At 63.1% G+C, this 21,035-nt stretch carries 21 protein-coding genes; 10 read left to right on the top strand and 11 right to left on the bottom strand.

What is annotated here, in order from left to right; all coding sequences use genetic code 11:
• Window positions 1-56 precede the first annotated feature (56 nt).
• From AC0GUR_RS02225 to AC0GUR_RS02210, 4 genes are all read left to right on the top strand, one after another.
• Complete coding sequence (locus AC0GUR_RS02225; protein WP_472875833.1) at window positions 57-623, top strand: N-acetylmuramoyl-L-alanine amidase; 567 nt, start codon at window positions 57-59, stop codon at window positions 621-623.
• Window positions 624-684: 61 nt separating this feature from the next.
• The gene (gene tesB, locus AC0GUR_RS02220) at window positions 685-1,548 is read left to right on the top strand and encodes an acyl-CoA thioesterase II (protein WP_472875832.1); all 864 of its coding nucleotides are present in this window, start codon (window positions 685-687) and stop codon (window positions 1,546-1,548) included.
• A 124-nt stretch (window positions 1,549-1,672) separates the two neighbouring features.
• On the top strand, window positions 1,673-2,065 hold the full coding sequence (locus AC0GUR_RS02215) for a putative signal transducing protein (RefSeq protein ID WP_472875831.1): 393 nt from the start codon (window positions 1,673-1,675) through the stop codon (window positions 2,063-2,065).
• A 76-nt stretch (window positions 2,066-2,141) separates the two neighbouring features.
• On the top strand, window positions 2,142-2,852 hold the full coding sequence (locus tag AC0GUR_RS02210; RefSeq protein ID WP_472875830.1) for an arginyltransferase: 711 nt from the start codon (window positions 2,142-2,144) through the stop codon (window positions 2,850-2,852).
• Between the two features lie 98 nt (window positions 2,853-2,950).
• Here AC0GUR_RS02210 and adhP read toward each other — a convergent pair whose 3' ends face one another.
• The 3 genes from adhP to purT form a co-directional block, all read right to left on the bottom strand.
• Window positions 2,951-3,988 carry an alcohol dehydrogenase AdhP gene (gene adhP / locus AC0GUR_RS02205; protein WP_472875829.1) on the bottom strand — a complete coding sequence of 346 codons (1,038 nt, stop codon included), beginning with the start codon at window positions 3,986-3,988 and terminating at the stop codon, window positions 2,951-2,953.
• A 220-nt stretch (window positions 3,989-4,208) separates the two neighbouring features.
• A complete protein-coding gene (locus AC0GUR_RS02200; RefSeq protein ID WP_472875828.1) occupies window positions 4,209-5,732 on the bottom strand; it encodes an FMN-binding glutamate synthase family protein in 1,524 nt (507 codons plus the stop codon).
• 167 nt (window positions 5,733-5,899) lie between these two features.
• Window positions 5,900-7,081, bottom strand: coding sequence for a formate-dependent phosphoribosylglycinamide formyltransferase (purT, locus tag AC0GUR_RS02195; protein WP_472875827.1), 1,182 nt, complete (start codon window positions 7,079-7,081; stop codon window positions 5,900-5,902).
• A 145-nt stretch (window positions 7,082-7,226) separates the two neighbouring features.
• Between purT and AC0GUR_RS02190 the strand changes: the two genes are divergently transcribed.
• The 4 genes from AC0GUR_RS02190 to AC0GUR_RS02175 all read left to right on the top strand — a co-directional run bounded on the left by AC0GUR_RS02190 (window position 7,227) and on the right by AC0GUR_RS02175 (window position 10,418).
• Complete coding sequence (locus AC0GUR_RS02190) at window positions 7,227-8,735, top strand: transglutaminase-like domain-containing protein (RefSeq protein ID WP_472875826.1); 1,509 nt, start codon at window positions 7,227-7,229, stop codon at window positions 8,733-8,735.
• Between the two features lie 58 nt (window positions 8,736-8,793).
• Entirely contained in the window at window positions 8,794-9,654 is an 861-nt protein-coding gene (locus AC0GUR_RS02185; protein ID WP_472875825.1) for an SPFH domain-containing protein, read from the top strand.
• Window positions 9,644-9,835: a type II toxin-antitoxin system antitoxin gene (locus tag AC0GUR_RS02180; protein WP_472875824.1), complete on the top strand. Its 192-nt coding sequence runs from the start codon at window positions 9,644-9,646 to the stop codon at window positions 9,833-9,835. The genes AC0GUR_RS02185 and AC0GUR_RS02180 overlap by 11 nt, the downstream gene beginning before the upstream one ends.
• 118 nt (window positions 9,836-9,953) lie before the next feature.
• Window positions 9,954-10,418, top strand: a complete 465-nt coding sequence (locus tag AC0GUR_RS02175; RefSeq protein ID WP_472875823.1) for a DUF1203 domain-containing protein — start codon at window positions 9,954-9,956, stop codon at window positions 10,416-10,418.
• Here the strand turns inward: AC0GUR_RS02175 and AC0GUR_RS02170 are convergent.
• Window positions 10,415-10,804: a DUF423 domain-containing protein gene (locus tag AC0GUR_RS02170; RefSeq protein WP_472875822.1), complete on the bottom strand. Its 390-nt coding sequence runs from the start codon at window positions 10,802-10,804 to the stop codon at window positions 10,415-10,417. The genes AC0GUR_RS02175 and AC0GUR_RS02170 overlap by 4 nt on opposite strands.
• Before the next feature lie 73 nt (window positions 10,805-10,877).
• Here AC0GUR_RS02170 and AC0GUR_RS02165 point away from each other — a divergent pair, with 73 nt between their 5' ends.
• Window positions 10,878-11,495, top strand: a complete 618-nt coding sequence (locus AC0GUR_RS02165; RefSeq protein ID WP_472875821.1) for an SCO family protein — start codon at window positions 10,878-10,880, stop codon at window positions 11,493-11,495.
• Entirely contained in the window at window positions 11,492-11,953 is a 462-nt protein-coding gene (locus AC0GUR_RS02160; protein ID WP_472875820.1) for a copper chaperone PCu(A)C, read from the top strand. Before AC0GUR_RS02165 ends, AC0GUR_RS02160 begins: the two co-directional genes overlap by 4 nt.
• Window positions 11,954-12,265: 312 nt before the next feature.
• On the opposite strand, the gene AC0GUR_RS02155 is transcribed toward AC0GUR_RS02160, so the two are convergent.
• The 7 genes from AC0GUR_RS02155 to AC0GUR_RS02125 all read right to left on the bottom strand — a co-directional run bounded on the left by AC0GUR_RS02155 (window position 12,266) and on the right by AC0GUR_RS02125 (window position 20,696).
• Window positions 12,266-13,153 (bottom strand): cytochrome c oxidase assembly protein, encoded by an 888-nt coding sequence (locus AC0GUR_RS02155; RefSeq protein ID WP_472875819.1) that lies wholly within the window; start codon window positions 13,151-13,153, stop codon window positions 12,266-12,268.
• Between the two features lie 111 nt (window positions 13,154-13,264).
• Entirely contained in the window at window positions 13,265-15,166 is a 1,902-nt protein-coding gene (locus AC0GUR_RS02150; RefSeq protein ID WP_472875818.1) for a GldG family protein, read from the bottom strand.
• Window positions 15,163-15,897, bottom strand: coding sequence for an ABC transporter permease subunit (locus AC0GUR_RS02145; protein ID WP_472875817.1), 735 nt, complete (start codon window positions 15,895-15,897; stop codon window positions 15,163-15,165). Before AC0GUR_RS02145 ends, AC0GUR_RS02150 begins: the two co-directional genes overlap by 4 nt.
• On the bottom strand, window positions 15,894-16,826 hold the full coding sequence (locus AC0GUR_RS02140) for an ABC transporter ATP-binding protein (RefSeq protein WP_472875816.1): 933 nt from the start codon (window positions 16,824-16,826) through the stop codon (window positions 15,894-15,896). The genes AC0GUR_RS02145 and AC0GUR_RS02140 overlap by 4 nt, the downstream gene beginning before the upstream one ends.
• A gap of 166 nt (window positions 16,827-16,992) precedes the next feature.
• Window positions 16,993-18,333 carry an SRPBCC family protein gene (locus AC0GUR_RS02135; protein ID WP_472875815.1) on the bottom strand — a complete coding sequence of 447 codons (1,341 nt, stop codon included), beginning with the start codon at window positions 18,331-18,333 and terminating at the stop codon, window positions 16,993-16,995.
• A gap of 373 nt (window positions 18,334-18,706) precedes the next feature.
• Window positions 18,707-19,348 carry a response regulator gene (locus tag AC0GUR_RS02130; protein ID WP_026635939.1) on the bottom strand — a complete coding sequence of 214 codons (642 nt, stop codon included), beginning with the start codon at window positions 19,346-19,348 and terminating at the stop codon, window positions 18,707-18,709.
• Window positions 19,349-19,466: 118 nt separating this feature from the next.
• The gene (locus AC0GUR_RS02125; protein WP_472875814.1) at window positions 19,467-20,696 is read right to left on the bottom strand and encodes a sensor histidine kinase; all 1,230 of its coding nucleotides are present in this window, start codon (window positions 20,694-20,696) and stop codon (window positions 19,467-19,469) included.
• Window positions 20,697-21,035: the final 339 nt, after the last annotated feature.

The raw sequence follows: 21,035 nt of genomic DNA, 5'->3' as shown, positions 1-21,035 counted from the left end.
CAGGCCGCGCATCGTAACAGGCGACGTCTCAACCCACCGCCGCTAGACTGCCCAGCATGCCTGTGACCGTCATCGACCAGCCCCTGCCCTACGTTTCCCTGCTGCCCGAGCGCCCTGCCAGCGCGGTGGAAATGGTGGTGATCCACTGCACCGAACTGCCCGACCTTGCCACCGCCCGCGAGTACGGCGAGCGTGTGCTGTACGAAAGCGGGGCCGGGGCCAGCGGCCACTATTACATCGACCGCGACGGCAGCATTTACCGTTATGTGCCTGGCAACCGGGTAGCCAACCATGTGCGGGGGCACAACCCCAACTCGATCGGCATCGAGCTGGTGAACCTGGGGCGCTACCCGGACTGGTGGCATTCCCAGCGCCAGACCATGACCGAGCCCTATACCCCAGAGCAGATTGCCGCCCTGCGCGCCCTGCTCGCGCAGTTGCGCCAGGACTACCCGCATCTGCACCTGATCGCCGGCCACGAAGACCTGGACCTCGCCCGCCTGCCGGCTACCGATGAGCCGACGGTGGAGGTGCCGCGCAAGCTGGATCCGGGCCCGCTGTTCCCCTGGGGCCAGGTACTGGAAGGCAGCGGCTTGCAGCGGATCACCGCCCCCGGCCACTGAAGCGGCGCCCGAATGCGCCAGCTATAATCGCGCGTCTTCTTTTAGCCCCCGAGCGCCTTCCATGACGGAAACCCACGTCCGCGAACTCGTCGACCTGCTTCAGCCGGAGCGGCTGGAGGACAACCTGTTCCGCGGCCAGAGCCGGGACATCGGTACCCATTTCGTGTTTGGTGGCCAGGTACTGGGCCAAGCCCTGGCGGCCGCGCAGCAAACCGTGGACGCCGAGCGCGAAGCGCACTCGATGCATGCCTATTTTCTGCGGGCCGGCGACATTAACGCGCCCATCGTCTACAGCGTGGAGCGCGCCCGCGACGGCGGCACCTTCTCGGCCCGGCGTGTTGTGGCCATCCAGCACGGCCAGCCCATCCTCAACGGCGCCATCTCGTTCCAGGTACCGGAAACGGGCTTCGAGCATCAGTCCTCCATGCCCGAGGTGCCGATGCCCGAGGACATCGAGCCGATGAGCCCGCTGCCGCCGGAACAGCTGGCCAAGCTGCCTGAAAAGCTCCAACGCTGGCTGGGCGTGGATGCACCATTCGAGTTCCGCCATGTGTGGCCGCAGGACAAGCTGCACCCGGTGAAGCGCCCGCCGTTCCAGCACATCTGGTTTCGCCTGACCGCACCGATCGGCGACTCGCCGGACCTGCACCGCTCGATGCTGGCCTACGCCTCGGATTTCAACCTGATCGGCACCGCCACGCTGCCGCATGGCATCTCGTACTACACGCACAACGTGCAGATGGCAAGCCTGGACCATGCGCTGTGGTTCCATCGCCCGTTCCGGGTGGATGACTGGCTGCTCTACTCCTTCGACAGCCCGACCGCCCAGGGCGCCCGCGGCCTGGCCCGTGGCCAGATCTTCAGCCGGGACGGCCGCCTGGTAGCCTCCACCGCGCAGGAAGGCCTGATCCGCCTGCGCGGCTGAGGCCGCACTCCCCGGCGTAGTAAAATCGGCTCATGCCACCGGCGCGACCGCGGTCGCGCCGGTGGGTCAGCCGGGCCAGGACATCCCCGTCACGCGCTCCGGCGACGAACGAAAGGCTTTCACCATGCGTCAGCTCTATACCTCGCCCCGCCCGGAAAATATCGATCGCGTTGTCGCTCTGCTGGCCGAGAAGGGCATCGAGTGCACCGTCGAGAACCGCTCCAACTGGAAAAAGCCCAGCTACCAGCGCTTCAGCTACTCGCAGCGCCAGGAAAACCGCGACAACTGGGCCCAAGTGTGGGTGAGCAAGGCCGACGACTACACGGCCGCGCGCGCCGTGCTCAAGGAACTGGGCATCGAGCCGGTGATCCGCCACGGCGAAGAGCTGGCCCTGGCTCGCAACCCTTCACCTGACACTAAGCGCCAGAGCGTCTCCAATCGGATCCGCCGCATTGTCATGCTGGCGGTGGCCGGCGCCTTCGTCGTCCTGATGCTCCGTTACATGGGCGTCATCTAAGCCCAGTCGCGGCTGAGGCCGTTTATCAGGCTTCCCCCACTCCCACGGCGAGCCGATACGGACATAGAATCGGGGCATGCGCTCCGACCGTGTCCGCCTCTTCCAAACCCTGCCGCACACCTGCGGCTATTTTGCTGAGCGCACGGCACAGAACCTGGTGATCGACCCGGCCGCGCCGCAGCTGGACCAGCTGTATGGCCCGGCGCTGGAGCGAGGTTTCCGCCGCGCCGGTGGCCATCTTTACTACCCCTATTGCACCAACTGCCGCGCCTGCACGCCCTGCCGTATCGACGTCGCCCATTTCGCGCCCGATCGCAGCCAGCGCCGCTGCCTCAAGCGCAACGACGACCTGCAGGTGGTGGAGTCCATGGCCGGTTACAACGCCGAACGGCACGCGCTGTATGAGCGTTACCTGCGCCAGCGCCACCCCGGTGGCGGTATGGACGAGGCGGACGCCAGCGATTTCCGCAGGTTTCTGACGGCCCCGTGGAGCCCCACCATGTTCCTGGAGTTCCGCCGGGGCTCGCGCCTGCTCGGCGTGGCGGTCACCGATGTGTGCCAGCAGGGCCTTTCCGCCGTCTATACGTTCTACGACCCGGAAGAAACGGCGCGCGGCCTGGGCACGTTCGCGATTCTGCAACAGGTTGCCATGGCCAAACGCCGTGGGCTGCCATGGATCTATCTCGGCTTCTGGATCGCCGGACACCCCAAGATGGATTACAAGCGCAAGTTTCGCCCCCTGCAGATTCGCACCAGCGAAGGCTGGGTCGAGATGATGGACGACTGACGCCGAAGAATGATTGTGGGAGTGCACCCTGTGCGCGACTGCCCGCGCTACGAACTGACGCATCGCCGTCGCGCACAGGGTGCGCTCCCACAAAGGTGTTACGGCTGGCCGATATCCAGCACCACGCGTCCCTGGATGTGCCCTTCGCGCAGCCCTTGCAGCACATCGTTCACATCTTCCAGTTTGCGCCGCTCGATAGTCGGCACCACCTTGCGATCTGCAGCGAAGGCCACGGCTTCGGCGAGATCTTTGCGCGTGCCGACAATGGAGCCGCGAATCGTCAGGCGCTTGAGCACCACATCGAAGATGGGCGTGGCGAAGTCACCCGGCGGCAGACCCACCAGACTCATGGTGCCGCGGCGGCGAGTGAAGCGCAGCGCTTGCGAGAATGCGGGCGCTGACACAGCCGTTACCAGCACGCCATGCGCGCCGCCACCGGTCACATCCAGTACTTCCTCTACAGCGTCCGGCTTACGTGCATCCACGGTTGCTGATGCACCCAGCTTGCGGGCGAGTGCGAGCTTGTCGTCGGCGACATCCACCGCAACGACCTGCAAGCCCATCGCCGTTGCGTATTGAATCGCGAGATGCCCTAGACCACCGATGCCGGAGATGGCGATCCATTCACCGGGTCGTGCTTCGGTTTCACGTATGCCTTTGTAGGTGGTCACACCGGCACAAAGGATCGGTGCCATCAAGGCGAAGTCCACATCCTTCGGCAGTCGCGCCACATATGCAGCGTTGCCGATGGCGTACTCGGCAAAACTACCGTTCACGCTGTAGCCACTGTCATGCTGCGTTTCGCACAGCGTTTCCCAACCGGTGATGCAGTACTCGCAGTGGCCACAGGCGTCGTGCAACCAGGCGATGCCGACGGGATCACCTACTTTGAGGTTTTCCACGCCCTCACCCAGCGCCACCACCACACCCACACCTTCGTGACCGGGAATGAAGGGCGGATTCGGTTTCACCGGCCAGTCACCGTCCACCGCGTGCACGTCGGTGTGGCAAACGCCGGTGCTTACGATCTTTACCAGCACTTCGCCGCGAGCGGGTGCCGGCACGGGCACCTCTTCGATGCGCAACGGTTCACCGAAGCGATGCGCAACGGCGGCCTTCATGGTCTTTGGGGTCATAACGCCATCTCCTTGAGCCAAGAAACTCAATGGCCCGATCGCGTCATGCAGCTATCGGAGCCGCGCGCAACGAGCCACTCGGCAAAGATGCCGCGCCCGGCGTGATGGCACGGTGACCAGATTCAACAACGTGCGACACTTTGGCGAGCATGTTGCGCACGCTTGAAATACAAAACGCAAAGACGAAATGGCCAGCATGATGCCGGCCATTTCTATCGCTTCAGTGCTTGAGTGTTGATGCGTGCGGCACGACCGGATACGGGTGCAACTTCACCAGCGGCATCGACAAGCCATCATCACCCACGATGCGGCAATGCGAGCGATTGAGTTGCCGCGGCTCATCCACGCCACAGCTGTGCGCAATGATGCCCACCTCATGCATCACGTTGGTGGCGTAATGCGCCACGCGCTCGCTCTTGTCGGTGACCACGAGACCGCGTTGCAGCTTGGGATTCTGCGTGGTGATGCCGGTGGGGCAGCTATTGCGATTGCATTGCAGCGACTGGATGCAGCCAAGCGCCAGCATGAAGCCACGCGCAGAATTGACGAAGTCCGCACCCATCGACAAGGCCCACGCCACGTCGTAAGCGGTAATGCACTTGCCCGAGCAGATCACCTTAATGCGCTCGCGCAGGCCCTTCACGATGAGCATGTCCACCAGTGCCGGCAACGATTCATGCAGCGGCAAGCCCACGCCTTCCATCAGCGTCTGCGGTGCAGCGCCGGTGCCACCTTCGGAGCCATCGACAATGATGAAGTCAGGTGCGCTCTCAATGCCGCGCTTGTGCACTTCATTGCACAGCTCGCCGATCCAGTCCAGATCGCCCATGACGGCCTTGAAGCCGACCGGCTTGCCGGTGAGTTCGCGGATGTGACGAATGGCGTCCATCAATTCCGTCACGCTGCCGATGTCGAGATGACGATTCGGGCTCTGCGAATCCTCGCCCACCGGGATACCGCGGATGGCAGCGATCTCCGGCGTCACCTTGATCCCCGGCAGCAAACCGCCCATGCCAGGCTTGGCGCCCTGACCGAGTTTGATGCTCACCATCTTCACCTGCTTGTGCGCGCAGATGGCCAGCAGCTTCTGGTCATCGAGCTTGCCGTCAGGCGTACGCACGCCGTACTTGGCGGTGCCGATCTCGAAGATGATGTCGCAACCACCTTCAAGGTGATACGGCGCCAGCCCGCCTTCGCCGGTATCCATCCAGATGCCGGCCTTGGCAGCGCCATGGGATAGCGCACGCACTGCCGGTGCGGACAGTGCACCGAAACTCATTGCCGAGATATTGAAGAACGCCGCGTGCTCATAGGGTTCGCGCGAGTAAGGCCCCAGTATCACCGGCTTCGGGTTCACATGCTTCTCGCCCAGCGAAGGGAACGGGGCATTGACGAAGAACGGCACGCCTTCGCCACGCAGATCTCGGGTGGAGCCAAACGCGTTGGTGTTCTCCACGTTCTTTGCGGCGCGATACACCCACATGCGCTGCGCACGATTGAACGGCAGCTCTTCGCGATCGCTTGAATACAGATACTGACGAAAGAACTCACCAAGGTGCAGGAACCAGTAACGGAAATGGCCGATCACCGGAAAGTTGCGCAATACCGAGTTGGTGGTCTGGTTGCGATCGATAAACCACACCACCAGCACCACCATGACCAGCAGCACCAGCAAAAGAAGAAACAGGGCGGCAAAGGTTTCCACCACCACCACGAGCCAGTGCGCAAATCCCGACGATTCCATCATTGTCTCCGGTTGTCATGTAGGTCGCCCTCTCTTCTCATGAAGAGAGGGCCAAAGTGAGGCGGCCATCTTGCGACAAGCCCGTTGGCGGGTGCTGCGGACTTCCTTCTGCAGTCACCAGCCCCTCACGTTCATCCACACCCTCGTCGGGTATGCATGTAGAGCATTCAGAGCTCGACGCGCAGCGCTTTTGCAGCTCTGATGGCCTTTGCGTTGGCGGCATCGAGACTCTCATCGCGTGCCAGCGTAACGGCCATGCGACGACGGCCCTTCACGGCAGGCTTGCCGAAGATACGCAGCTGCGTGTCGGGTTCGGTGAGTGCGTCGGCCACATGGAAGTAGCGCGGCGCCTCACCCTCACCTTCCACCAGCACGGCGCAGGACGCTGACGGACCAAGCTGCCGGATCACCGGAATCGGCAAGCCCAGAATGGCGCGTGCGTGGAGCGCGAACTCGGAGAGATCCTGCGAGATCAGCGTGACCAGGCCGGTGTCATGCGGACGCGGGCTCACTTCGGAGAAAATCACCTGGTCGCCCTTGACGAAAAACTCCACGCCGAACACACCCCAGCCGCCCAGCGCGCCAGTGATCGCCGCCGCCTGACGTTGCGCCTCGACCAGCGCAGCCTCACTCATGGGTTGCGGCTGCCATGACTCGCGATAGTCGCCATCTTCCTGACGATGGCCGATAGGCGCGCAGAAACTCACACCGTTCGTATGACGCACGGTGAGCAAGGTGATCTCATAGTCGAAATCCACAAAGCCTTCGACAATCACCCTGCCCTTGCCGGCCCGGCCGCCGGATTGCGCGTACTCCCACGCGTGCTGCAATTCACTTTCCTGCCGCACCACACTCTGGCCTTTGCCGGAGGAACTCATCACCGGCTTGATCACGAACGGCAGGCCGATGGCAGCGGCAGCGTCGCGGTATTCCGCTTCCGTATCGCAGAAGCGATAGCGCGACGTGGGCAGCTTGAGTTCTTCAGCAGCCAGCCGCCGAATGCCTTCGCGATCCATGGTGAGCCAGGCGGCGCGAGCGGTCGGGATGACACGCAGACCTTCCTTCTCCAGTTCGATCAGGGTGGGTGTGTGGATCGCCTCAATTTCCGGCACCACCAGATCCGGCCGCTCCTCTTCAATCAGCTTGCGCAGCGCCGCGCCATCGAGCATGTCAATGACATGGCTGCGATGCGCCACCTGCATGGCGGGCGCATGGGCGTAGCGATCCACGGCGATCACTTCCACCGCGTAGCGCTGCAATTCAATCGCCACCTCTTTGCCAAGTTCGCCGGAGCCCAGCAAAAGCACCCGCAGGGCATGGTCGGAATAAGGCGTGCCAAACGGCTTCATCAGGGTCTCCGGAAATCGCAAAAAACACATTGTAAGCGGCCAGTGTCATGGACGCGCCAGACGAGTGAGTGTTACCCAAAATGGTGATTGACGGGTGGAACGAATCGGCATTGACTGTCATTGCCACCGTCCCCGCGGAGCGACCATGAGCAAGCGTTTTGCCACGCTTTCGCTTGCGTTGGCTACATGCCTCTTTCCTGGGCCTGACGCCCGGGCCGCGGAGGGTGCATCCACCGACACCACCTGGATGACGGTGCTGCTCGCCGGCCACCGCGTCGGCCATTTGCGCGTCGACCGCACGCGCGAAGGTGGCGCTATCACCACCGCGCAGGATTTCGTCATCCAACTGGACCGCGAGGGGAAGAGCATCCCGCTGAGCGTGCTCACCCGCAGCGTGGAAAGCACCGACGGGCAGCCACTGGCGTTTTATTCGCGCAGCACCCTGTCGAGTTCCGACAGCACAGTCGACGGCCGTCGCGAACCGGATGGCACTTACGATGTGACCACCACCGTCGCGGGGGCTGCCCGACACACCACCTTCACATGGCCTACCGGCGCGGTACTCAGCGAGGGGCAGCGGCTGGCCATGCTCAAAGCGGCCAGCCACCCCGGCGAGCATTACGTGTTGAGCATGTTTGACCCCGCCAGCCAGGTGGTGTCCGACGTGGACATGGAGGTGTTGGGGGATGAGCGCGTCGCACTCCCCGACGGCCCGATGCTGCTGGACCACCAGCGCGAAGTGATGCAGAGCTCGCGTGGCGCACAGACCATGGACGTATGGCTCGACCAGACCGGTGATGTCCGCAAGAGCACCCTGATCATGCTCGGGAAGCCCTTGGAAATGCTTGCGTGCAGCGAGGCATGCGCCATGGCCTCGCTGCAGGGTATCGATGTGTTCCATGTCGCCCTTATCGAATCACCGCGGGCGATCACCCCGGACCAGCGCGACACCTTCCTGCGCTACCGCATCCATGTCCCTGAGGGCGCGCCTCAGCCAGCCATTACCACCGATGAGCAGCACGTCACCTCACTTGGCCACGGCGACTGGATGGTCGATATCGGGCAGGCCCAGGCCGGCAGCGAAGCGCCGCCCACGCCGGAGGACAGCTTGCCCAACGCCTGGGTGCAATCCGATGCCCCCCTCATTCGCCGCATGGCCAGCAACGCCGTGGGCGGGGCCCATGAAGACCTGCAGAAGATGCGCCGCCTGCGCAACTACGTCAGCCATTACGTGAAAGCGCATGGGCTGGACGTGGGCTACGCCTCGGCACTCGAAGTAGCGCGCACCCACGAGGGCGACTGCACCGAGTACTCGGTGTTGCTGGCTGCGCTGGCGCGGGCCCAGGGTATTCCGGCGCGGGTGGTCACCGGCATGGTTTATGTCCCCCACTATGCAGGCAGCTCGAACGAGTTCGTGCCGCACGCGTGGATGCAGGCCTGGGTCGAAGGGCGCTGGCAGAGCTTCGATGCCGCGCTGCTGCGGTTCGACAGCACGCATATCGCACTGGATGTCGGTGACGGTGATCCATGGCATTTCTTCAATATCTCCGACCTGTTGGGCCGGATGCGTATTGACGACATCAGCTCGCCCACGTTGCTGGCGGGCCATCTTCAGCCACCGACCGACGCCCCGGCCGTGGGCCTCAGCCGCTGACCCTTGCGGATAGATATCATTTTGATATCTAATCCTCCCAACTTAGGGAGGAACCCTCATGAACGAACGGCAAGGCTTCTCGGTCACCGGCATCCCGACCGTCTTCTTCTTCATCCTGCTGGCGCTGGCCTGCGGCGCGGGCATCGTGCTTGGTCAAGGCACCGGCCTGAGTGCCCTGGGCGTGCTGATGCTGGCAGTCACCCTGTTCATGCTGAAGGGCTTCTTCCAGGTAGCGCCCAATGAAGGCCAGGTGCTGCAACTGTTCGGCAAGTACGCCGGCACGGTGCGCGACGAAGGCCTGCGCTGGACCAACCCCTTCTACAGCCGCAGCCGTGTCTCGTTGCGCGTGCGCAACTTCGAAAGCGGCAAGCTCAAGGTCAATGACAGCGACGGCAACCCCATCGAGATCGCGTCGGTGGTGGTGTGGGAGGTGATCGATACTGCCGAAGCCGTGTTCTGCGTGGACGACTACGAGAACTTTGCGACCATTCAGAGCGAATCCGCTTTGCGTCAGATGGCGCAGAACTATCCCTACGATGCGCACGACGACGGCAAGCCCGCCCTGCGCAGCCATGGCGAAGTGATCAACAACCACCTGCGCGACGAAATCCAGGCGCGCCTGGACAAGGCCGGTGTGCGCGTCATCGAAGCCCGCATCAGTCACCTCGCCTACGCACAGGAAATCGCCCAGGCGATGCTGCAGCGCCAGCAGGCGAACGCCATCGTCGCCGCTCGCGAGCGCATCGTGGAAGGCGCCGTGGGCATGGTGGCGATGGCGCTGGACAAGCTGCGCCAGCAAGGCGTGGTGGAGTTGGATGAAGAGCGCAAGGCCGCCATGGTGAGCAATCTGCTGGTGGTGCTGTGTGGTGATCGCGCTACCCAGCCCGTGGTGAATGCCGGCACGCTCTATGGCGGCTGATAAAAAAGCCTACCCCTTACGCATCAGCGCTGCCGTACTCGAAGCCATGCAGCGCTGGGCCGACGACGATCTGCGCAGCGTCAATGCGCAGATCGAGTTCGTTTTGCGCGATGCGTTGCGCAAACAGGGGCGGCTCAAGCGCGAAATGTCCGATCCCGTGATGGACAACGAAACGGATTAGAAACGATTCGAACGAAGCGATGGAACGTTTCGATCACTGCCCGGACAGCAAGATTCGGATGGCCGCCTCGCCCCCCCGCACACAAACTTGAGACGCCTTCTCCCCAGGAGTCTCACCTATGCACTTCCGCCTCTCCGGCCTACCCGCCGAACCCTTCGCCGAATTGTTCTCGTTGACTGACGACGCGCTGGCCGCGCGCCGCGCCGTGCGCATGGTGGCTCAAGAAGGTGGCGGCTATCCCTGCCGCGTCAGCCTTACCGATGCCGAACCGGGGCAGACGCTGATTCTGGTCAACTACGAACACCAGCCGGCGGAAACGCCCTATCGTTCCAACTACGCCATCTACGTCCGCGAGGGTGAGCAGCAATACGACCGCATGGACGAAGTGCCCGACCAGCTGCGGCGCCGCTTGCTATCGGTGCGTGGTTTCGACAAGCAAGACATGCTGTGCGATGCCGATGTGGTTCAAGGCACGGCACTGGAGCCACTGATCGAGCGGCTGTTCGCCGATGACCAGGTGGCGTATCTGCACATTCACATGGCGCGGCCCGGCTGCTATGCGGCCCGCGTGGATCGAGCCTAACCTGCCCTATCCGATGAGGTCTTCAACGTCAGCGCAACGCCCAAGGCGACCCAGCCGACGATGAAGGCCACGCCACCCACAGGCGTGACCGCGCCAAACCAGCGCGGCGCGCCCAGGGCCAGCGCATACAAGCTGCCGCAGAAAATCGCGATACCCAATGCAAAGGCGGCCATCGCGATGCAACGCGCCCGGCCGCGTGCAACCATCGCGGTCAATGCCAGTGCCAGTGCATGCCAGAAGTGATAACTCACCGCGGTATGCCACAACTCACTGCCGCGCGCATCGAGCGCATCTCGCAGTGCATGCGCGCCGAAGGCTCCTAGCGCCACGGCGCTGGCACCCGCCAGGCCCACCAGCACACCGGTCACGATAGAAGGTTGTCGCATGGGCGGTGGTCCTTGGGCTCCGTCGGGGCGGCCAGTGTCGTATGCTGAGAGAATGACTCCCACCGATTCTCGCATGAAGCTTCGTCGCGTTCGCCGAGCCTTGATGGCGCTGACGCTTGCCCTCGGTATCACGCTGCTGTCCGCCTGCCATGGTGGCGACTCGGCCGATTGGCGGCTCACCAATGTCACCGGTCACATGCCTGACTTGGACTTCAAGCTGGTGGACGATCAGGGCAAAACGGTCACCGGTCAGGACTATCGCGGCAAGGTGGTGCTGCTCTACTTCGGCTACACCCATTGCCCGGACGTTTGCCCGCTCACCCTGGCTCAACTGCACGCGAACTTGCAGAAGCTGGGGCCGCTTGCTGACGATGTGCGCATTCTGTTTGTCAGTGTCGATCCGGCACGCGATACACCGGACGTCATGCACGCTTACGTCAACGCCTTCGACCCACGCGCGGTTGGCCTGTCGGGTACGCCGCGTGATATCGAGGCATTGAGCAAACGCTATCGATCGGCATTTTCGCGTGAGCCTGACCAAAGTAACGGGCAGTACGAAGTAAGCCACAGCTCGGCCATCTATGTGTTCGATCGCGACGGCAAGGCGCGCCTGCTGGCCACACCGGCCAACCAACAGGAAGACCTCGTCCACGACCTGCACCAACTGCTGAGCCAGGGAACCCAGTCATGAGTTTTCGTTTTGCGCGCGTCCTGCCCCTGTTTGCCGCCGGCCTGCTGATGACGGCAGGCGCCCACGCCACGGAGGCAGCGCATGTGAGCGCCAGCAAAGCGTGGCTACGCGTATTGCCGGGCGATCTGCCCGCCGGGGCTTATGTCACGCTGAAGAACACCGGCGACCAGCCGGCCACCCTGCGCAGCGCCCGCAGCGCCAGCTATGGCAGCGTGATGCTGCACAAGAGCAGTGACGAAGGTGGCGTGAGCCGCATGGCCATGGTCGAAACGCTGGTCATCCCCGCGCACGGCGAGGCTCAACTCGCGCCAGGCGGTTACCACCTGATGCTGACCAAAGCCGCGTCACCGGTGAAGCCCGGCGACACGGTGAAGGTCACGCTGGCTTTTGCAGACGGCAGCACGCTGGATGCGGATTTCATCGCGCGACCGGCCAACGCCACCGACGCCGGTCCCTGACACGCACCTGTAGGAGCGCACTTGTGCGCGACAGACCTCTCAGGAGAACCGTGCACCTCGGTAATGCGAAACGCTGCGGTCGCGCACAAGTGCGCTCCTACAGAGAGTCGGTGGCGGTAGACGAGCGAGAATCGGCGGCGGATGTGCGGCAGGGCCATGGCTTGCGATGGAAGTGCCCGGCGCATGATAGTCGCAGCCACTGACGCTGGTCACTGACACGCACCTGTAGGAGCGCACTCGTGCGCGTCAGACCTCTCAGGAGAACCGCGCATCTCGGTAATGCGAACGCTGCGGTCGCGCACAAGTGCGCTCCTACAGAGCATCCGTAGCGGTAGACGGGCGAGAATCGGCGGCGGGGGATGTGCGGCGGGGCCATGGCTTACGCCGGATACGCCCGGCGCGCGACAGCCGCAGCCACTGACGCATGGCCAGCAAACCGCCGATGGATTCGATGATGGCCGCCGGCACCCACATGATGACGCCACCCACCAGCTGTGCCGTCAGCACGTTGAAGGTAAAGGCGCGGCCGCAGATCTCGAAGATCGGATAGAGATCGGTCTTGGAGAACGTGACGATGGCGCCCGCCAGAATCTGTGGCGTCATGGTGATGCCCGGCGACAGCACACGGATGCCTGGCGTCATGCGACCCGGCGGCCGCGGACGGTGATCCAGCACCAGCCACCAATAGCTGAACCCGCTGACCAGCATCGACCAGTTCATGAAGCGATAGATGCGCCAATCCAGCATGGCCAGCGTCTGCATGGACGGGATAAGCCAGATCACGATGAAGGCAACGAACAGCACGGTCGCTACTGCCGGGTTGAGCAGCACGGCGCTTACCACGCGCCATGGCCATGAACGCAGTGCGGGCCGCAGCAGGCGCAAACGCCACGAGAACGGCAGCCCCTTGTGCAGCACCGTGCCGGGATAAGAAGCGATGATCAGCAGCGGCGCCAGATGGTGCAGCAGAATCTGCTGAATGCGATGCATGAAGAACTCATGCTCGAAGAAAAAATCCAGGTAGGTATGCAGCGACACATAAATCATCGCCATGCCGGTCCAGAATGACAGGCGACGCCCAAAGCTGACCGGCAAGCGGCGGCAACCGCGCACGTACAGCACGCTGCAACCGACGAAGGTCAACAGGAATACCCAGGAGAACTCCCAGGGCACGATCCACTTGAGCACGCTTGCCATCATCAGGTCAGGCTCGGTTCGACTTAAAGCGAACGCCCATCATAGTCCGATCTCGATACCAGCTTTGCGCAAGCATGCTGAGACACAGCAGCGCACACGATCTTGCGAACCGCCTCATGCGCGTCGCCGATTACGCCGCGAACGGCGCCATCCATAGAGCAAACCCACCACCACTACAAGCGAAGGCATCAGCACGATATTGATGAACTTGAGGCGCAGCCCCAGTGCGTCGATCTCGGCATTGAACTGATGCTGTACATCGCGCAGTGCCTTGTTGATTGCCAACTGGCGCTGCAGGAACTGCTCGATCTCCGTGCGCTGCTCGGCGCTCACCGCATCGCCACGGCCGGCCTTGGACGGCTGCAACTCACTCAAGCGGGTTCGGGTGACGGCCAGCTCGCGCTGCAGCTCCTGCATCTTGGACAGGTATTTCTGGTCCGCCGCGCTGCGTAATGCTTGCACGCGCGTAAACGGTCGCTGCGAACTGACCCTGCCGCGAATCGACAGCAGCGCCGACGAGCCACTGAGGTGGTCGGCGATATTGGTCAGCAGATCGCCATTGTTGGCCAACGCGCTCAGCTGCGGCTGACCCAGCAGACTCTGTGTATACGACACCCACAGACGATCGCTGAGCAGATCCGTATCGGCGACAAGAATCACTTCGACATTGCCGGCGGTGGCAGCCACATGCCCCGGCTGCCCTGCCCGCTCGGGGAAGGCGCTGTTGAACTGTCCGCGCAGGCGCGCCGCGATCACATAACGGTTGTTGTCCGCTCGGTAGTTGTCGAGCAAGGCCGCGGGGTTGTTGATGGACTCACGCACACGCTGGCTGGACACCGCCATGGCATCGGTGGTGCTTTGCATGAGCGGGACCAGTCGCGACATCGTGCCCGGCACCAGATCGAAATAGCCCGCGCTGGATACATTGATCCGCTGCAGGCTCGCCGTGATGACGTCGTCGTGGTTGAGCTCCTGCTGCCCCAACGCAAGCATGGCAGGATGGCTCATCGATGTGCTGTCGGCCAATTCGATGCGCAAAGCGCGCGAGCGATCCAACACCACCTTCTGCGGGTCGTACTGCACGCCCCACGCGGCGAACAGCTTGGCGAGATTGGAATTGTGGTCATCGGTGACGCCGTTGCTGTCGACAAACGGCGTGGTGTCCATCTCGGCCACGGGGTCGACAAAAATCACCAGATGCCCGCCACCGAGCACATATTGGTCAATCGCATATTGCGCGTCGGGTGGCAGGTGCTTGGGATGAATCACCAACAGCGCCTTGATGTGGCTGTCGATGTGCGTGAGCTTGGAGGGGTCGAGCGTCTTGACCTCGAACTGCTGGCCCAGCTGACGCATCACCGTCCAGGGCTCTTCGCTGATCACCGGGTTGCCTTCCACCCTCAGGCTGCTGATCAGGCCAATGGGCGGCTTCGATGGCTGATCGAGCTCAAAGAGCAGCTTGGCGATGTCATACTCGAGGAAGGTCTCGCGCGAAGGATCGAACAGCGAAATGGCCAGCGTCTTGCCCGGAACGTGCTCGTCGTTCTCCCCATCGTTGTCCGCATTGGGGGGCAACGTGCTCCCCACCAGGCCAAAGAACACACGCTCGCCGTTGGTACCCCCATTGATCGGCGTGAGGCCGTAACCCTCGGCGCTGGCCTCGTCATCCGAATACGGCACCGGATCCACGATCTGCAGGCGCAGGCGACCGTGCGAGCGCGCCACCATCTCCTGCAGCATTTCGCTGACGCGTTGTTCGTAACTCCGCAGCTGCGGCAAGTCGCGCGCAGCATGACTGGAAAAATACAGCGTCAGGCGCAGCGGCGCATGCAAACCGTCGACGATGTGCGTGGTGCCCGACGTCAAGGTGTACAACTTGTCGGCGGTGAGATCGACGCGCCCCATGCGCAACCAGCGGCTACTGCCGAGGGTAACAAGCACAAACGCGGTCGCCAGCAGCACCAGCAGACCCAGCAAAACCGTGCGACGACTGAAATGGATGCGGGCCATGGTCATGGCGTCCGCTTGAGGTCGAGCACCAGCACACCGGCCGTCAGCCAGGTAGCCATGCTCAACACGAAGAACAACAGATCACGCAGATCCAGCACGCCGCGCGAAATCGCCTCGAAGTGCCGCAGCATGCTCAGATGCGCAATGCCATTGACCAGCTTGCGCGGCATGGCACCCTGGAAAAACTCCATGACCTGCGGCTGCCCCACCAGGATCAGCAGAAAGCACACCACCACGGTCAGCACGAAGGCCACCACCTGACTTTGCGTGACCGCTGAAAGACACGCGCCGATGGCCAGGAACGAGCCTGCCATCAGCCAGCTGCCGATATAGCCGGCGAGAATCACGCCGTTGTCGGGCGAGCCCAGGTAATTCACCGTGATCCAGATCGGAAAGGTGAGCACCAGCGCCAGGCCGACGAACAACCACGCCGCGAGGAACTTGCCCAGCATGGCCTGGGCCAGGCTCAACGGCAGGCTGAGCAGGAGCTCCAACGTGCCTCCCTTGGCCTCCTCCGCCCACATGCGCATCGACACCGCGGGCACCAGCACCAGGTATAGCCAGGGATGCATCACGAAGAAGGGCTGCAGATCCGCTTGCTGGCGATCGTAGAAGTCACCCGCATAGAACGTGAGGATGCCCGACAGCACCAGAAAGATGACAAGGAACACGTACGCCACCGGTGTTACGAAATAGCTGCGCAGCTCCCGGCGCGCAACCGCTGCGATGGGGCTCATGCCCTGCCCTCCGCACCGGTGGTGATCTGACGGAACACTTCGTCGAGACGTCCGCGCTCCAGCTGAATTTCCGACACTTCCAGGCCTTGCTCGCGCAACAACGTTTCCACGGGTTCAAGAATGCGTTCGCCGCGGCACGGGAATACGGTAATGCGCCCGTCCATCGGGTCCACTTCGATCGATGCTACTTGCGGCAGGCGCCCCAACATCTCCTGCGACACGCCGCTGCCCGGCGCACTGAACGACACCGCGCCGTGGTAACGCGAACGTGCTTCCAGTTCGGCCGGCGTGGCGTCGGCCAGCAGGCGACCGTTGGCGATGATCACCACGCGGTTGCACAAGGCGTGCACTTCTTCCAGCAGATGGGTCGAAATAAGGATGGTGCGATCGCGCGCCATGGTGTCGATCAGCTGGCGCACGGTGTGCTTCTGGTTTGGGTCGAGGCCATCCGTCGGCTCATCCAGCATCAGCACCGGCGGGTTGTGCACGATCGCCTGCGCCAGGCCTACGCGGCGACGCAAACCCTTGGACAAGGTATCGATGCACTGATCCAGCACGCCTTCGAGCTGCAGACCGGCGACCACGCGCTCGTAGCGCCGATAGCCCTCATCGCGCTGCAACCCGCGCATGCGAATGATGAAGGTGAGGAACTCCCGCACCGTCAGTTCGCCGTAACTGGGCGCACCTTCGGGCAGATAACCTAGCGCGCGCTTCGCCTTCAACGGCTCCTTGCGCACATCGTGTCCGCACACGCGCGCGGTACCCGAGCTGGGGGCAAGGAACCCGGCAATCATGCGCATGGCGGTGGTCTTGCCGGCGCCATTGGGGCCGAGCAGGCCGAGCACCTGCCCGGGTTCGGCGCGAATGCTCAGCGAGTCCACGGCGGTCAGGGCGCCATAACGGCGGGTGAGCTGTTCGGTTTCGATCATGTCCAGTCAGGGCAGCGGTCGAGTATTCGCGATGGGCGTGCCAGCGGGAATGCGAAGTCGACCCGCAATGTAACCGAAAAGTTCGGAGAAGCCGCGCAGTGCATCGCGCAAAAAAGAAAAGGCCCTTCACTGGGAAGGGCCTCTCTAGACTTGTCCTTACGGCGACTTACTTGGCGGCGCTGGAAGCGCTGGCCGGTGCGGCGGCAGTACCCGGCGAAGCCGGAGCCTGCTCGCTGTCGTCGAGCGACGGCGGCTTGATGCCGGCTTCCTGCTCCGGCGTCTGGTCCGGGCCCCAGCTCAGCGGCAGGAACACGTTGTACTGCTCGTACGTGTTGACGTTGTCGCCTTCCTTCACCTTGATGTCGTACGGACGGTTCAGGGTTTCGTCGAACTTGTAACCGTGGGTCTGGGCGTAAACCTTGAGGGCCTCACGCGTCGGACGCACACCAGCCACATTGCCATTCCACACCGCCTTCAGGGCCGGGCCACCGAAGGCCAGGTAGGCGCGCACATCGTTGTCCACGATCAGGCGGCCGAAGCGGTCATGGCCACCCGGGGTGTTGTCGGTCGGCGTGGTGCTGGCAGCTGCGTCGGCGCTGGTGCTGGCACCGGCTGCAGTGGATAGTTCCGGCGCCTTGGGGGCCGCGAGCTCAACCGACTGGCCGCCAACGGTCAGGCTGGTCGCGCTGATCGGCATGGCGACGTCGAAGGTCCAGGTCTGATCACCGAAGTTGGTGTTGAAGATGATGCGCGGACCCGTGGTGGTCACGCCCAGCTTCTTGGCAGCAGCCTGAATCTGCTCGACGCCCTTCTTGACCGCGTCTTCAAAGGCGTCGTTGCCGCCCTTGATCTCGACCGAGGTGGAAACCGCAAGCACCGGCGTCGGCTGGGTCTGCTCGATGTACGGAACCAGCTTGGTGTAGTCGACATTGGGAATGCCGGCCAGCACGTTCTGCAGGTTGTTCAGGCTGAACTGGATGAAGGCATCCGGATCGCCATGAATGTAGAGGTTGGCATAACGGTTGATCAGGTTGAAACCGTAGTCCACGTCATACGACCAGGTGACCTTGGTCAGCTGACCACGGCTGCCCTGACGGTCGAGGTCGAGCGTGAAGTGCTTGTCGTTGCCACGCCAGTCGTTGTCGACGTTCCAGACGATGGAAGCCTTCTTGGCGGTGCTGTCGACCTTGTCGAAGCTCGGATCAGCCGAAGCGATGGTCAGCTTGCCGCTGCCAACCTTGTCGTCAGCACTGGACCAGGTCAGCTCGGCACCCGGGCCATAAGCCTTGCCCGCGAAATCGAACTTCACGTTGCGGTCGTACTCATGCTGCACGGAGTACTCAGGGAAACGGCGGAGGTTGTTCACCACGTCATAGACCTGACGCATGTCCTTGCCGATGACCACCGACCTTTCCACATGGCCGCTGCCAGGCATCACAACACCCACCACCACCGCCGCCACAGCGACGATGATCAGGGCCACAATAAATTCAAGAACACGCATCATTCCGGGGTTCTCCGCACGTCTCTCTGGTACACGGCACTAAGGGCAGTCGAGTCGCCGGAGACCGGCCTGCCACGGGAATTCCCGAAGAATCGAGTCGTGACAGGGGGTCGGCCAGCGCCGAAGCCACCGATACTACTTGCTCGCGCGCAGGAACGCCATCCGGCTGTGAAATGGCCTTCCAGACGCCCGCGAATGGCTCCAGAGCTTGCTCTATGTCTCCTCGCAGCCCGCGCCGGAAACTGCTTGCGCGCAGGCCAAGAAAGAGGGATGGAGTGTACGTCGGTACACGACCGACCGATGACGCCGGCATTGGGGCGCAACGCGGGCTACGAGGAGATATAGAGCAAGCTCTCAGGCAAGGCCTGGCGAGGGTTCAGACGATGCCCAGCTCCAACGCCTTGAGCACGGCACGGGTGCGGTCGCGCACACCCAGCTTGGAGAGGATGTTGGAGACGTGATTTTTTACCGTCCCCTCGGCCACTTTCAGGGAGTTGGCGATCTCCTTGTTGCTGTAGCCGCCGGACAGCAGGCGCAGGATCTCTGTCTCGCGCTCGGTCAGCGGATCGGGCTGCTCCAGGCTGGTGAACTGGTTCTGCATGCGCCCCACCCCGGCAAGCAGCCGCTGGGTGACCATCGGCGCCACCAGCGAGCCGCCAGCGGCCACGGTGCGCACGGCCTCCACCAGCTGTTCCAGCGAGACATCCTTCAGCAGGTAACCACGGGCCCCCGCCTTGAGGCCCTGCAGCACCAACTGGTCGTCATCAAAGGTGGTGAGAATGATGGTGGGCGGCAGTTCGTTGCGTGCGGACAGTGCCTGCAGCACCTCCAGCCCGCTCATGTTGGGCATACGCAGGTCCAGCAACACCACGTCGGGTTTGATCCGCGGAATGTCCTGCACGGCCTGTGCGCCGTCGGCGCATTCGGCCACTACGCGGATGTCCTCCGCCAGGTCAAGCAGTGAACGGACACCCTGGCGAACCAGGTTCTGGTCGTCAACAAGACAGACGGAAATCATCGCGAATCCTCGAAACGGTGGTGGCCTTCGCGAGATGTGCGCGGCCAACGGGGAAGACCGATGCTGCTATCCAAGCAAGTCACCATTTTGGCATGTCCTGTTGCCTTGGCGTGAATTCTTACAACATGCCGAGCGCGGGTGGCTCGAATCGTGACGGCGTATGCGCCAGCTCCTTGACCTCCCCCAGGGGGAGACGCACGGTAAGCGCGAAGCCCTGGTTCAAGGCCGGGTCCACCATCACGCTGCCTTCGAACTCGGTCAGTCGTTCACGCATGCCTGAGAGTCCATTGCCGGGCTTGAAGTTCGCTGCGCCGCGGCCGTCATCGCGAGCGGCAAGCTCCAGCAGATTGGCGTTGATGTAGTCAAAACGCAGCCAGAGGTTGCGCGCACCGGCATGCTTGGCGGTGTTGGTGATGATTTCTTGAGCACAGCGCAGCAATACCTGCGCACGGCGCGGATCTTCCACGCTGAAGCGCGGCGGCGTATGCATGTGCACGGTGAGCCCCGGCACGCCCTCGACGAGGCTGCGCAAGGCCTGGGTGAGGTCGATGGCGTCGTCCTGGCGCAGCTCGCTCACCACCTCGCGCACGTCCGACAACAGATGCTTGGCCGTCACCTGCGCCTTCTGCACGTGCTCGGCGGCCTGCGGATTGACCAGGTGGCTGGCCACTTCCAGGTTGAGGCTGAGCGCGGTGAGGTGGTGGCCGACCAGGTCGTGCAGGTCACGGGCGATGCGCATGCGCTCGGCAATACGGGTGGACTCGGCCAGCAGCGCACGGGTGGCACGCAGCTCGGAATTGAGCCGGCGCTGGGCTTCGCGCTCCTCCGCCTGCAGGCTGGCGATCATTGAAGTGAAGAACACCAACGCCGAAATTCCCAGGTACATGCAGACCTGGAGGATGGCAGTCACCGTGGTCCAGCCCTTGTAGCTGGCGATGATGGGGATAAGCAGGAGGTTCTGGGCCAGCATCCACGCCAGCCCGGCTCCCACGGGCAGCTGCCAGGGCAGCACCACCGCAATGACCAGCATCAGCATGGCCGACAGGCCGCTCTGGCTGAACCAGCCCATGGCGATGGCTGAACCGGTCAGCACCACCAGCCCGATAAGCCGGCTGATAGGCGGCAGCCCATTTTGCCGGTTGAGCGTGGACCGGCGCGTCAGCAGAACATAGGTGGCGCCGAAGGTAAGGTAGGAAAATATCCAGCCCGTAATGTCGGGGTTGCTCCACCACGCGCTGACTTCGGCGAGTCCTCCCGGCCCCGAAAGCAGCGGCAGCGCCACACAGAGGTAGGTGGTAAGCCCGGCATAACGAAGTAGCCGGATGTGATTGATATTGGACCATGCCATAGGTGAATCATTAGCCAGTCGCGGGCGTGGTGCAATGCGTGAGAAGTCACTCCCCCACCCCTGCCAGAAGCCATGGCGGAGGGAATGCTCTGAGTTCTTCCACGTACCCGTCACCGCCCTGTATGCGCGCAACGCACAGCTCCATCGGCGAAGGCAGGCTGGCCGTCTGTCAAGACGCTGGGGCGAAGCGTTGCGCGCATACAGGGCGGCCCCAACGATCTCAATGAAGCTTAAGGGTGACGTTCAGGAGGCCCCTTGGCGGCATCGCGCGGCTTGAACAGACGGCCAGTCTGCCCTGCGCCACGGGATGCCACCAAGGGGCCTCCTGAATGTCATGCC

The organism is Dyella sp. PARNA 12/25 (assembly GCF_055702865.1).
The sequence above is the reverse complement of the archived record's forward strand: the minus strand, read 5'-3'. Positions and strand labels throughout refer to the sequence as shown.